Source organism: Acidobacteriota bacterium, assembly GCA_028874215.1.
In the GTDB taxonomy this organism is placed as follows: domain Bacteria; phylum Acidobacteriota; class UBA6911; order RPQK01; family JAJDTT01; genus JAJDTT01.
The window spans coordinates 16805-29170 of the sequence record JAPPLF010000010.1; the positions used below are offsets into that span (position 1 = coordinate 16805).

Here is a 12366-nt window from a genome sequence, read left to right on the forward strand (position 1 = left end):
TCATGTGCGGCCGTTTCACTCAGATGATGTCCTGGAGTCAGGTCCACGAGCTGTACCGCCACAAGGATCCGGTCGCGCCTTTGCCTATGACGGCCCGATACAACGGCGCGCCGACCCAGGACTTTGCGGCCTGCAGGCTCGACGAGGCCGGACGGCGCACGGTCGTGAAACTGCGTTGGGGACTGGTGCCGTCCTGGGCCAAGGACGTCCGGATCGGTTTCCGGCTGATCAACGCGCGGTCGGAGACGGTCCACTCCAAGCCGTCGTTCGCCTCCGCCTTCCGTTCCCGCCGTTGCCTGGTGCCGGCGAACGGGTGGTTCGAGTGGCGAAAGGAAGGCCGCAGCAAGCAACCCTATTTCCTGGCCCTGGCCGACGGTTCTCCCCTGTCGTTTGCCGGGCTGTGGGAGCGCTGGAGCGGTCCCGCGGATGCTCGGGAGACGTTCACCATCATCACGACGGCAGCCTTTCCGGATCTTGCCGGCATCCATCACCGCCAACCCACCATCGTCGACCCCGCGCGATTCGACGACTGGCTCAATCCGGCATCTTCAGTATCGAGCCTCCTCGATCTGGTACGGGAGCCCTGTACCGGCCCCTACGAGAAGCGCCCCGTCAGCACCATGGTGAACAACGTCCGGAACAACCATCCGGATATCCTCCACTCGGCTCCGGAGCGGCGTCTGTTCTGAAAAGTCGAGGAAAGAGAATAGAGTGAAATCAAGCGCGTTGTTTGCGTAGCCGGCACCATACCGGAGAGGCCCTATCCATGAAAACCGATTTTCCTCGCGCTTTCCTGCTCTGCGGGTTGGTCCTGCTGGCCGCTTCGGCTCTGCTGTACCGGCTTTTTCAGATTGACGAAACGCCGGGCGACTCCACGTTGACGGTGGCCGAAGGATTCGAGGTGGAGCTCGTCGCCGGGCCGCCGCTGGTGGAACGTCCCATATCCATCGATTTCGACGAGCAGGGGCGACTCTACGTGACCGAGTCCTCCGGTTCCAACGACCCGGTCGAGCAACAACTGGAACAGAAAACGCACCGCGTCAAGCGGCTGGAAGACACCGACGGGGACGGCCGCTTCGACCGGAGCACGCCGTTCGCCGACGGCATGATGATTCCCCAGGGCGCCCTCTGGTTCGACGGCTCGCTCTACGTGGCGGCGCCTCCCAGCATCTGGAAGCTGACGGACACCGACGGCGACGGCATCGCCGACCGGCGGGAGGAATGGTTCGCGGGCAAGACCCTCACCGGGTGCGCCAACGATCTCCATGGTCCCTACCTGGGACCGGACGGCTGGATCTACTGGACCAAGGGCGCCTTCGCCGAGCAGACCTACGAACGGCCGGACGGTCCTCCCCTGGTCACCCGCGCCGCCCATGTCTTCCGGCGGCGGCCCTCAGATTCCTGGATCGAGCCGGTCCTGTCCGGAGGGATGGACAACCCCGTGGATGTCGTCTTCACGCCCCGTGGAGAACGGCTGTTGGCGTCCACCTTCGTCCAGCACCCGAAACTGGGCCGCCGCGACGGGATCATTCACGCCGTCCATGGCAGCGTTTACGGAAAACCGCACGACGTCCTCCACGGCCACGCCAGGACCGGGGACCTGCTGCCGGCCATGCTGCACCTGGGCCCGGCCGCTCCCTGCGCCCAGGCCATCTATGCCTCCCGGGTCTTCGGCAGCGAGTACCAGGGCAACCTGTTTGCCTGCCTCTTCAACCTGAACAAGGTGACGCGCCACGTTCTGGAGCCCAGCGGCGCGACCTTCAAGACCCGGGACTCGGACTTCCTGGTCTCCGGCGATCGGGACTTCCATCCCACCGACGTACTGGAGGACGCCGACGGCAGCCTGCTGGTGGCCGATACGGGAGGCTGGTACAAGCTTTGCTGCCCCACGTCCCAGCTCCACAAGCCGGATGTCCTGGGCGGGATCTACCGGATCCGGCGCAAGGGCGCGCCGGGGCCGGCGGATCCCAGGGGCCTGAGCATCGACTGGGACAACGCCGGCGGCGCCCGACTGACGGCATTCCTGGATGATCGGCGCCCCGCCGTACGGAACCGGGCCATGGCGGCGCTGGCCAAGACGGGGAGTCCGGCGGTGGAGGCGCTGAGGCGGACGCTCGCCACCTCCGCTTCCGTCGAGGCGCGCCGAAACGCCGTTTGGACACTGACCCGCATCCATCACGAGGAGGCCCGCGCCGCCGTTCGGCCGGCGCTCTCCGACGCGGACGAGAGCGTGCGGCAGGCCGCCCTTCATTCGGTCAGCGTCTGGCGGGACGCCGGCAGCGGACCCAGGGTGCTGGAGCTTCTGGAGCAGGGTTCCGCATCCATTCGGAGGGTGGCCGCCGAGGCGTTGGGACGCATCGGCGACCGCCGCGCCGTCCCCGGCCTGCTGACTCGGACCGGGTCGAAGAACGACCGGATCCTGGAGCACTCCCTGATCTATGCACTGATCGAGATTGCCGATCCCGACGGCACCGCTGCCGGGCTGCGCGCCACTTCCGCCCATACCCGGCGCGCCGCGCTCATCGCCCTGGACCAGATGCCCGCGGGAGGACTGACGCCGGAGTCCGTCACTCCTCTGCTGGCGTCCGGGGATCCGATCCTCAAGCAGACGGCCGCCTGGATCGCCGGGGGCCATCCGGAGTGGGGAGACGCGTTGGCCCGGTATTTTCGCCGGCGTCTGGCCCGTCGCCATCCGGGCTCCGAGGAGAGGGCGGAATTGACCCGGCAACTGGCCAGGTTCGCAGAAAACGGCACCATCCAAAGCTTGCTGGCATCGACCGTTGCCGGCGCCGGTTCCATCGAGTCCCGCCAGACGGCGTTGCGGGCCATGGCCGGCAGCACCCTCAAGGAGACGCCGTCCGCATGGGTCGACGGATTCGTCGCGGTCCTGACGCGAGGAGACCAAGCTTTGATCCGGGAGGCGGTGTCCGCCCTCCGCAGCCTGCCGAACCCTGGGGACGAGGACGCCGGGCGTCTGCGAACGGCGCTGCTCCTCGCCGGGCGCGACTCGACCCTTGAACCCGAGTTGCGGGTGAATGCGTTGGCGGCCATACCGGGAGAATTGGACGAACTCGACCCCGATCTCTTTGAAATGTTGCAGGAGAACCTGGGATCCGCGGCGGCGGTGAACCTCCGCACCGGCGCCGCTGGCGTTTTGGGCAGGTCCCGGCCGAACCGCCATCAGATGCTGGAATTGACCGAGACGGTCCGGACCGCCGGCCCCCTGGTGCTCTCACCGCTGCTTGGCGCCTATCGCGACGGCGGAGACGAAGATCTCGGCCGGCGGCTGATGGCGGCCGTCCGGAACTCAAAAGGGCTGAACGGACTGCGGGCCGACGTCATGAAGCAGACCCTGGCCAACTTTCCGCCTCCCGTGCAACGACAGGGGGAGCAACTCCTGGCCTCCCTGGCAATGGATCCGGTCCAGCAGAAAACACGTCTGGAGGATCTTCTGGCGGCTTTGGACGAAGGGGATATTCGCCGGGGCCAGGACGTCTTCAACAGCAGCAACGCCGCCTGCTCCTCGTGCCACGCCATCGGCTACCAGGGGGGCCGGTCCGGGCCCGATCTCACCCGGATCGGCGACGTTCGATCCAGGCGCGATCTGCTGGAGTCCATCCTGTTTCCCAGCGCCAGCTTCGTCCGCGGCTACGAACCGGTGGTGGTGGTGACCGAATCGGGAGAGATCCACCAGGGAGTCGTCACCCGGGACGGGCAAGAGGAGGTCCGGTTGGTGACCGGACCGGACACCGAGGTGCGGGTCGCCCGGTCGGAGATTCGCGAGATCCGGCCCGGCAACGTCTCCGTCATGCCCTCAGGCCTGGAGGAACAGGTGAGCCGGGAGGAACTGGCCAGCCTGCTGGCCTTTCTGAGCAACGCCCGGCGGCGTCCTCGTTGAGATGACGACCCGCCGCCGGACCGGGGAAGAGGAACGGGCTATTCGGACCTCAGCCACTTGTCGATCTGGTTCCCAGCCTGGTCGATGATCGTTTCCAGAGCACCCTTGGCCAGGACGGCGATGGTGTCCGGGTAACGCCCCGATCCGTAGGCGGCGGCCGGCGGCAAATAGTTGGCCCGGGCGCCGTTGGCCAGGGAAGCCACCATGATGGGCACTCCCGGAAACCGCTCCCGCAAAGAAGTTTGCAACAACTGGTAGGGCTCCCCTTCCACGGCCAGCCAGAAAGCGTCCCCGAGGCTCCAGAGCCAGATCGAACAGGCCATGCTCTCTCCCGAAGGGAGGAATTCGAGCCGTTGCAGCCGGCGGGTCTGCTGCTCGGCCAAAGCCCGGAAATCGGCGGCTCGGGTTTGGTCTCCGCCAGCGCGGGCCTGCGCTTCCTCGGCTTGGCACCGTTCCAGCTCGGATTCGACCTGAGCCCTGGTGAGCGAAGTCCCGCGGTACGGGAGGTCGATGGCCCAGCGCCTCATCTTCCACCGGCGGCTTCGTCCCACCGCCCCGCGGGAAAACCGGGTCCAGGACCAGGTTCCCAGGGTGGCGCCGGACTCCCGGGGCCCGGTGTATCGAAAGCACCGGTTGGGAGGCGGCAGATCACACAGGGCCGAGAGGGCGGCGTAGCCGAGCTGGCGTCCGTTCCGGTCCGCCACTTCCGGGTCCCCCACGAATCCCTCCTTGGGTCCCAGGTCCCCGGAGGCGCCCTGTAGGAAGAGGCAGGGCGCGCCGGTCTCCCGCTGGACGACCTCCCGCATGGCGCCTGGAAAGTCGGGGCTGATGAGCGTGTTCTGCCAGGCCAGAGTCGTGGGATGGCACGCGTAGTTGACGATGGACGCCAACGGCTCATCCCGTTCGCCGGTGACCCGAGCGACCAGGAGAGCGTCGTCCGACGGCCCTTCGGGATTGTACCCGCACACGTATTGCTGCAACTGTTCGTCCCACAGATCCCGGTTCCGGGCCAACGAGCAGCGGCCGAAGCCGTATCTGATGATGGCCGTCTGCCGCCGCGACCTGGCCGCCGAGATCAGATCGCCCACCGAGGCCGCGACCCGCTCCAGATAGCCGCGGATCAGCTCTCCGCCCGGCAGGGACTCTCGCTCCATGCCCATCAGGCCGGCGGCATGAGTATGGGAGAACACCACCAACAGGGAGTCGCGGCCGACCCCGGAGAGCCGGCTCGCCCTTTCCAGCAGCAGGTCCATCTCGGCGGGCCACAACAGGACGTGGTCCAACAGGATCAGGATCTGCTCGGACGCCGAAGGAGGCCCTCCCTCCTCAAGTGACCCGAACGCGAGAGCCGATGCCGTCAGGGGACGATGCACGCCGGTGGAGCGGTCGTGGCTGGCGGCGCCCCACATTCGGTGATAGATGCCGACGGGCGGAGTGATATCCGCCTGTGCCAGACCGAAGCGGCAACGGCTCTGAAACGTCTCTACAGACCGCGGATTGTCCATATTGCCTCTCATCCGGACGGCAACCGGCCTCCACCACGCACCGATTGGCTGTGTGAATCCGGTTTCGCGAAGACCCTTGCAGGCCGTCAGGTTGCCGGGTCGAGTTGGGGAACCTCCATCTGCTCACCGTTGCGCAGGGCGGACTGGTGGGAAACGATTCCCGGCACGGTCATGGCCAGCGACTCGTAGACGTCGATGGCCGGCTCCCGGTCCTCCACCAGCGCATTGACGAACTCCGCCGTGAGGAAGGTGTGGCTGCTGCCGTGACCGCTCTCGTGCCGCATCGCCGGCGGCAACCGGCCGGTGTTCCAGTACTCGGGCAGGGTCACTTCCTTCGGCTTGCTGTTCCGCCCGTCCCAAATGACGCGATGGATGCCCTCCCGGGTCATGTAGAAGGTTCCCTTTTCGCCGAACCAGTTGGCTCGCTCGCCCCCCGCGGCGATGTGCCAGAACATGTTGCAGCGTACGATGTGGCCCTGATCCGTCTGCATCCAGGCGCCGGCGTTGGAGAACGGGTTCCGGTACGGATTGGCCTTGAACATGGCCATCTCTCCCGGATCCCCCCATCCCAGAGCCGAGGTCCTGACGATACGCTCGCCCGTGACTCCCACGATGTAGCCCAGAGCATGGGTCGGATAGTGCATGGGAGGAAACCCCTGCCGCCAGCTCACGGAACCGTCGGGATCGTAGTAGTTGGACTTCGGATTGTTGATGATGTCTTCGCGATAGACATCGTGATAGTACTCGACTTCGCTGTAGAACAACTCTCCGAATCCGCCCTTCTGAAAAAGCTCTCGGGCGTAGATGCAGGCCGTGTTGTAGTAACTGGTCTCGGCCATCATGTATCGGAGACCCGTCTTTTCCTTCAGCTCCTTGAGCTCGTACGCCTCTTCCATGGTGAAGCAGGCTGGTACCGCGGCGATCACATGGAGTCCTCTCTCGAAACACATTCTCGTGTGCTTCACATGGTCGAGAGCCCCGCTGAAGACCGCCACGGCGTCCAGGTCGTTCGTCTTCTCCTGCAGCATTTCCCCCATGGAGTCGTAGACGTTGTCGCAACCGTAGACTTCCTGGAGCCTCTTCCGGCGCTTCGGGTAGAGGTCGGTCACGGCTTCGACCACACACCGCGGATGCTCGTGCCAGTAGAAGTTGCAACCGAACCCGCCTCCAACGATCCCGATGCGGATCTTCTTATCCGACGTGTTCGATCCGTGGCCCACGTATCCCGGAGTCGCCGAGACGGCCTTGGCGGCCACGCCCATGGCAGCCGTGGTCAGGAACTCACGCCTGGATGCCATCTTCTTTTTCTCCTCGGCAGGATGACCCCTTTTTCGGGGCGGATCGGAGAATCCACTGCGCTCGCTTGACCACCGGCAGGTCCACCATCCTCCCGTCGACGGCCATCGTCCCCTCCTCCGGGGCCGCTTTGAAAGCCGCCACCACCCGGCGTGCAGACTCGACCTCCTGATCCGTCGGACGGAAAACGTGATGGACGGCTTCGATCTGAGCCGGATGGATCAGAAGCTTTCCCGTGAACCCGAGTTCCCGCGCCGCTTGAGTCTCCCGGGCCAAGCCGTCCGGATCCCGAAAATCGACGTAGACCTTGTCCACCACCTCCAGCTTGGCACTGGCCGCGGCCACCACCAGCGCGGAGCGTGCGTAGGCCAATAGACCTCCCTGGCGAAACGAGAACAGGCCCAGATCGACGGCAAAGTCCTCGGCCCCAAACATGAGCGCCGCCAGTCTGGGAGAAGATACGGCGATGGCCGGCGCCTGAATCAGACCCACGGCGCTCTCGATCATCGCCGCCAGCCGAACACTTCCAGGCGCCACGCCTGCCTGAGGCTCCAGTTCCGTCAGCGAACGATCGACGGTCCGCACGTCCTCCGGACAGTCCACCTTGGGGAGCACCAGCCCCTCCAGGCCGGGCCGGACCACCGCGCGCAGATCTCCGTCCACGGCTCCATGGCCGGCGGCGTGGATCCGAACGAACCGGCGAGGTCCCTCCCGCGCCGCACTCAAGGCCGCGGCCACCTTCGTTCGGGCCGCCTCCATCTCATTCGGCGGGACGGCGTCCTCAAGATCGTATATCAATGCATCCGAACCCCGGCCGGGCGATTTATCGATCATTTTCTGCCGATGGCCAGGGACAAAGAGCCAGGACCGAATCATCTCCATCGGCCAATTATCTACTCTTGATTTGATTTGACAATAACAAGCCCGGAAGATGGGCGCCGGACATGACAACGAACAGGGGGCTACAGGTTCGCCGTTCGCTGGCCCGGGCGGGCCGCATCGTGGTCAAGGTGGGTTCCGGAGTCCTGGTGGACTCCCGGCAGCGCCTGGACACGAAGCGAATCGGCAGCCTCGTGGACAGTATGGCCCGCCTCCTGGCGGAAGGGCGCCAGTTGGTGCTGGTCACGTCGGGAGCGGTGGCGGCCGGGGCTCCGGTCATGGGGTTGACCGGTTCGGCCAAGACCATCCCCCAGTTGCAGGCCTGCGCCGCCGTCGGTCAGAACCTCCTCATGTCCGTCTACGAACGCCTCTTCTCGCGGCTGGGCCGGCACACGGCGCAGGTCCTTCTGACGCGGGACGACATGCACAATCGGGAACGTTATCTCAACGCCAGAAACACACTGGAGACGCTGCTCGCGTCTGCAATCCTCCCCGTGGTCAACGAGAACGACACGGTGGCCGTCAACGAGATCAAGTTCGGCGACAACGACCAGCTCTCGGCGCAGGTCGCGGTCCTGGTTCAAGCCGACCTGCTGCTGATTCTTTCCACGGTGGGCGGGTTCTACGAGCAGATCCGGGAGGGCGCCCCGGAGGATGGACGACTGATCTCCACGGTGGAGCAGATCACCGATTGGCATTTCAGCCATACGCGCGACACCCGGAATTCGGCGTCCGTTACCCGCGGCGGGATGCGCTCCAAGCTGCTGTCGATCCGCAAGGCGGCCGAGTCGGGAATTCCCTCGTTGCTGGTCAGCGGCCTGGACGCGCGAATCCTGGAGACGGCGCTGGAGGGACGGGAGGTGGGCACCCTCTTCCTTCCGTTCAAGGAGCGGCTTTCGGCCCGGAAGCACTGGATCCTGCATTCGCTCCAGCCACAGGGGCGCCTGATCGTGGACCGGGGCGCCGCGCGGGCGCTGACTCAACAGGGCAAGAGCCTCCTTTCCATCGGCATCACCGCGGTGGAAGGCACGTTCCACTCGGGAAACCCGGTCCGGGTCATGGGACCCGACGGCCGGGAGATCGCCCGGGGTCTGAGCTACTACAGTTCCAGGGAGGTGGCGGCGATTCGGGGCTGCAAGAGCGAAGAGATCCGCGCACGACTCGGCTACAGCTACTACGACGAGGTGATCCATAGAGACAACCTGGTGCTGGTAAAATGACCGTCCCCTGATTTGCGGGAGAAGAATGATGACCACAACCGTGACCTCACTGGAAAACGAGATCGTCCAGCTCTCCAGGCGGGCCAAGGCGGCTTCCCGCCGGCTGGCCGAGCTGTCCACGGACGCCAAGAACGCACTGCTGGAAGACCTGGCCCATCGGCTGTCGCAGCCCGACGCGCGCGCGACGTTGCTGGCGGCCAACGCCCGGGACCTGGAAGCGGGCGCCCGAAAGGGTCTCACCGGCGCGCTGCTGGATCGGCTGAAACTGGACTCCAAGCGGATGGACTCCATGATCCGGGGCCTGCGGGAGGTGGCCCGGCTGCCCGACCCCGTGGGCGTCGACCGCCAGAGCTGGACCCGGCCCAACGGGCTTCAGGTCGCCAAGCGGACCATCCCCCTGGGAGTGATCGGCATCATCTACGAGGCCAGGCCCAACGTCACCATCGACGCCTTCTCCCTCTGCTTCAAGGCCGGAAACGCCACCGTCCTCAAGGGAGGCTCCGAGGCCATCCATTCGAACCGGGCCCTGGTGGACCTGGTGGCCAGGACGCTGGCGCCGGCCGGCCTCTCGGATGCGTGCCGGCTCTTGGACACCACTGACCGCAACGCCATCGCCATCATGGTCCGCCAGGAGGAGTTCATCGACCTGATCATTCCCCGGGGAGGCGAGGGGTTGATCCGCTTCGTTGCGGCAACGAGCCGAATCCCCGTCATCAAGCATTACAAGGGGGTGTGCAACATCTATGTGGATGAGGAAGCCGATCTGGAAAAGGCCCTGACCATCGCCGAGAACGCCAAGATCTCCCGGCCCGCCGTTTGCAATGCCGTGGAGAACCTCCTGATCCACGAAAAGGCGGCCGCCCGGTTCCTTCCCCGATTTGCCCGGCGGATGGACCAGGCGGGAGTCGAGCTGCGGGGAGATGACCGGACCTGCGAAATCCTCCCGGAAGCCACGCCGGCGACGGATGAGGACTACCACGAAGAGTTCCTGGACCTGATCCTGGCCGTGCGGGTCGTCTCAAACCTGGACGAGGCCGTCGCCCACATCGAAACCTACGGTTCCGACCACACCGAATCCATCGTCACCGAAAACCAGGCCACGGGCGAGGCGTTCCTGAACCGGGTCAACTCCTCAGTGGTCCTGGTCAACGCCTCCACCCGCTTTTCCGACGGAGGAGAGCTGGGCCTGGGCGCCGAGATCGGAATCAGCACCACCCGGCTGCACGCTTACGGACCCATGGGGCTGGAGAGCCTGGTGACGGAGAAGTTCGTCATCGTGGGGGACGGACAGATCCGCGTGTGAATCACTCCTCCGGCAGCCGGACCTTCGCCAGGTAGATGTTGCTCTTCCCTTCGTGCGACGAGTAGTAGCTGATCCAGAGCAGTCCCTGGTGCCAGACCATGCCGGGATAGCTGGTGTCCCCGCCACTGGGCAGGGTCAGGACCGGCTCGAAGCTGTTCCGGGTCATGCGGGCCAGGATCGTGGTGGGATCTCCGGTATAGGCGCGGCTTCCCGCCCAGAGCCGGCCGTCGGGCAGGCGAATGAAATTGGGCCCACCCAACCGGTGCCCCGTGTCGTGCCACGTCCACTTCCGATAGGGAGGTTGGCTGGTGCCGATCCAACCGGTGGCGTTGCGCCGCAACAGGATCATCATTTCGTCCCCGGGAAGAAAGCGGATGGTGGCCTCGTTGGGCCACGGAGGAATGTTTCTGAATACCGTGATCCAGTTCCACTCGATGCCGTCCGGGCTCGAGTAGAGGATCACTCGGCGGGTGTTCTTCCCGTCTCCCATCTTGGAGACGCTGTAGGCGGTGCCCTTGTGCCAGGTGATGCGCCAGAGCCAGTGCTCTTCGGCCAGGACACGCCGTGGAGGCGTCCACTCGTAGCCGTCGGGTGAGAACGCGACGCGGGGCACCCGGGTCTGGAACGAATCATCCCTGTAAATGCTGCCGCCGGCGACCAGCATGAGGCGATTATCGGGCGTCCGGGAGAGCTTGGGATCCCTCAGGTCCACCCCCGCCGTCTCCAGGAGGGCAGCCGATTCCCAGCTCTCACCATCCGATGAGGTGATGACCCGGATCCGTCCGTCCTGACCGGCGGCATGCCGTTCGCCCTCCCGAAAGGTGCAAAACCACCTTTCGCGGAAACGGATCAGGTCGGTGAAGGCGTTGTGAAGACCCCGGTCCCAGATCTTCTCCACCGATACGATCCGGGGATCTTCCGCCCGGACCGCCGGGAAGCACAGGACCATCACGGCAATCGGGAACCAGAGGCGTCGTCCTCGCATGGACTTCATCGTTCGTGTCCTCACCGGAGATCAAAGCGCGGCGATCTTCTCCAACAGGGGCCAGAAACCGAGTTGCTCCACGGCGTGGCTGCGGTAGATCCCCGACGCTTCGGCGCCGCTGCCGTAGGCGCGGCGAGCGGCCTCCATCAGGAGATCGGGGTCCTGAAAGCTCCCGACATGGTAGCAGGAGAACTCGGCCACCACGGGACAGCGGCCCGCGACCCTCTTGACCGCGGCGGCTACCTGCCGCTCCACCCGCCGCACGTCGGAAGTGGTGCGGAACCAGAGATGGAGCTCATCCACCAGGTTCTGGTCCACCCAGGTCGGCCAATCCTGAAACACCTTCACGTACTCGTCCATCTCCCGCGCCACCAGGGCGACGGTCATGGGCGCCGATGGATCCTTTTCCCGCAAGGCTTCCCGCAACTCCCGGATGGTGACCGTGGTGTAGTCGGCCCGGAACTGGACCCAGGAGGGGTCGTCGTTGGGCAGCTCCATGGGATCCCGGCGGGATTTCTGCCGGTAGAACCGGGTCATGGGGTCTTCGTAACCGTCGGTTCCGACGCCGTTTTCGTCCTGGTTGAGACTGACGAACTCCACTTGGAATCCGTGCCCGCCGGTGCGCTCCAGCATGGCCAGGTAGTTGTGCTTCTCGTGCTCCCGGACCTCGGGGACGGCAAGGCTCAGGGTGCGCCTTTGTCCCGGCTGAATCTCATCACGGCGACTCCGGTCGCGAGCCCAGTACCCGGGGTGCGCCCGGGCGAAATCGCTCAGGCTGGGAGACGACCGGGGATGGGACCAGATGGGTTGGTGGCGCTCCAGCTTCTTCTTCATTTCGGGAGAACCGGGCGGCGCGCTCAGGTAGTGAACCGACCAGGCATAGTTGACTCGCCGGGAGCCATGGGAATTGAAGGCCAGGTAGGGATGCACCTTTATGCCCTTCTTCCGCCCCTCCTCCACCAGAACGCGAGACCCGCTCCAAGGGATCAGGTCGGTCACTCCGTGATCCGAACACTTGCCGACGAATTGGGCCACTTTCGGATCATCGGCGGGCCCGGCCGGATTGATCAGGCCTCCCTTGTCACACCAGAGGAGAAAGCGGCGCCGCTTCCCTTCCTCCCGAACCGTCCGCCGCCCGGCTCCGGCGGAAGCGATGACGGACGGAGAAACTGCCAAGGCGCCTCCCAGGAAATGACGCCGGTTCAATCTGCTATTCATGCGCTAACTCCCCCTGTCAGCCTACCATCGATTCCGGGCAACATGAATTTCAATGCATATTC

Annotated in this window: 9 protein-coding genes; 4 read left to right on the forward strand and 5 right to left on the reverse strand. The window is 65.3% G+C overall.

Translation table 11 applies throughout. The annotated features are described in order from the left end of the window. Positions 1-2: 2 nt before the first annotated feature. A complete protein-coding gene (locus tag OXT71_02190) occupies positions 3-689 on the forward strand; it encodes an SOS response-associated peptidase (GenBank protein MDE2925190.1) in 687 nt (228 codons plus the stop codon). A 77-nt stretch (positions 690-766) separates the two neighbouring features. Next, positions 767-3898 carry a HEAT repeat domain-containing protein gene (locus tag OXT71_02195; GenBank protein ID MDE2925191.1) on the forward strand — a complete coding sequence of 1044 codons (3132 nt, stop codon included), beginning with the start codon at positions 767-769 and terminating at the stop codon, positions 3896-3898. Positions 3899-3936: 38 nt separating this feature from the next. On the opposite strand, the gene OXT71_02200 is transcribed toward OXT71_02195, so the two are convergent. The 3 genes from OXT71_02200 to OXT71_02210 form a co-directional block, all read right to left on the reverse strand. Further along, complete coding sequence (locus OXT71_02200; GenBank protein ID MDE2925192.1) at positions 3937-5403, reverse strand: hypothetical protein; 1467 nt, start codon at positions 5401-5403, stop codon at positions 3937-3939. Between the two features lie 86 nt (positions 5404-5489). Continuing rightward, a complete protein-coding gene (locus OXT71_02205) occupies positions 5490-6701 on the reverse strand; it encodes a Gfo/Idh/MocA family oxidoreductase (GenBank protein ID MDE2925193.1) in 1212 nt (403 codons plus the stop codon). Next, on the reverse strand, positions 6685-7575 hold the full coding sequence (locus OXT71_02210; protein MDE2925194.1) for a CoA ester lyase: 891 nt from the start codon (positions 7573-7575) through the stop codon (positions 6685-6687). The genes OXT71_02205 and OXT71_02210 overlap by 17 nt, the downstream gene beginning before the upstream one ends. Positions 7576-7643: 68 nt before the next feature. Here OXT71_02210 and proB point away from each other — a divergent pair, with 68 nt between their 5' ends. After that, the gene (gene proB / locus OXT71_02215) at positions 7644-8798 is read left to right on the forward strand and encodes a glutamate 5-kinase (protein ID MDE2925195.1); all 1155 of its coding nucleotides are present in this window, start codon (positions 7644-7646) and stop codon (positions 8796-8798) included. Between the two features lie 28 nt (positions 8799-8826). Next, a complete protein-coding gene (locus OXT71_02220; GenBank protein ID MDE2925196.1) occupies positions 8827-10101 on the forward strand; it encodes a glutamate-5-semialdehyde dehydrogenase in 1275 nt (424 codons plus the stop codon). 1 nt (position 10102) lies between these two features. Here OXT71_02220 and OXT71_02225 read toward each other — a convergent pair whose 3' ends face one another. Beyond that, complete coding sequence (locus tag OXT71_02225; protein ID MDE2925197.1) at positions 10103-11095, reverse strand: sialidase family protein; 993 nt, start codon at positions 11093-11095, stop codon at positions 10103-10105. 21 nt (positions 11096-11116) lie between these two features. Continuing rightward, positions 11117-12304: a family 10 glycosylhydrolase gene (locus OXT71_02230; GenBank protein ID MDE2925198.1), complete on the reverse strand. Its 1188-nt coding sequence runs from the start codon at positions 12302-12304 to the stop codon at positions 11117-11119. Between the last annotated feature and the right edge of the window lie 62 nt (positions 12305-12366).

What these genes read in the sequence shown, in the direction of transcription:
- OXT71_02225 (MDE2925197.1), bottom strand. Translation starts at nt 11,095, where the DNA reads ATGAAGTCCATGCGAGGACGACGCCTCTGGTTCCCGATTGCCGTGATG.
- OXT71_02205 (MDE2925193.1), bottom strand. Translation starts at nt 6,701, where the DNA reads ATGGCATCCAGGCGTGAGTTCCTGACCACGGCTGCCATGGGCGTGGCC.
- OXT71_02200 (MDE2925192.1), bottom strand. Translation starts at nt 5,403, where the DNA reads ATGGACAATCCGCGGTCTGTAGAGACGTTTCAGAGCCGTTGCCGCTTC.
- OXT71_02220 (MDE2925196.1), top strand. Translation starts at nt 8,827, where the DNA reads ATGACCACAACCGTGACCTCACTGGAAAACGAGATCGTCCAGCTCTCC.
- proB (MDE2925195.1), top strand. Translation starts at nt 7,644, where the DNA reads ATGACAACGAACAGGGGGCTACAGGTTCGCCGTTCGCTGGCCCGGGCG.
- OXT71_02230 (MDE2925198.1), bottom strand. Translation starts at nt 12,304, where the DNA reads ATGAATAGCAGATTGAACCGGCGTCATTTCCTGGGAGGCGCCTTGGCA.
- OXT71_02210 (MDE2925194.1), bottom strand. Translation starts at nt 7,575, where the DNA reads ATGATTCGGTCCTGGCTCTTTGTCCCTGGCCATCGGCAGAAAATGATC.
- OXT71_02190 (MDE2925190.1), top strand. Translation starts at nt 3, where the DNA reads ATGTGCGGCCGTTTCACTCAGATGATGTCCTGGAGTCAGGTCCACGAG.
- OXT71_02195 (MDE2925191.1), top strand. Translation starts at nt 767, where the DNA reads ATGAAAACCGATTTTCCTCGCGCTTTCCTGCTCTGCGGGTTGGTCCTG.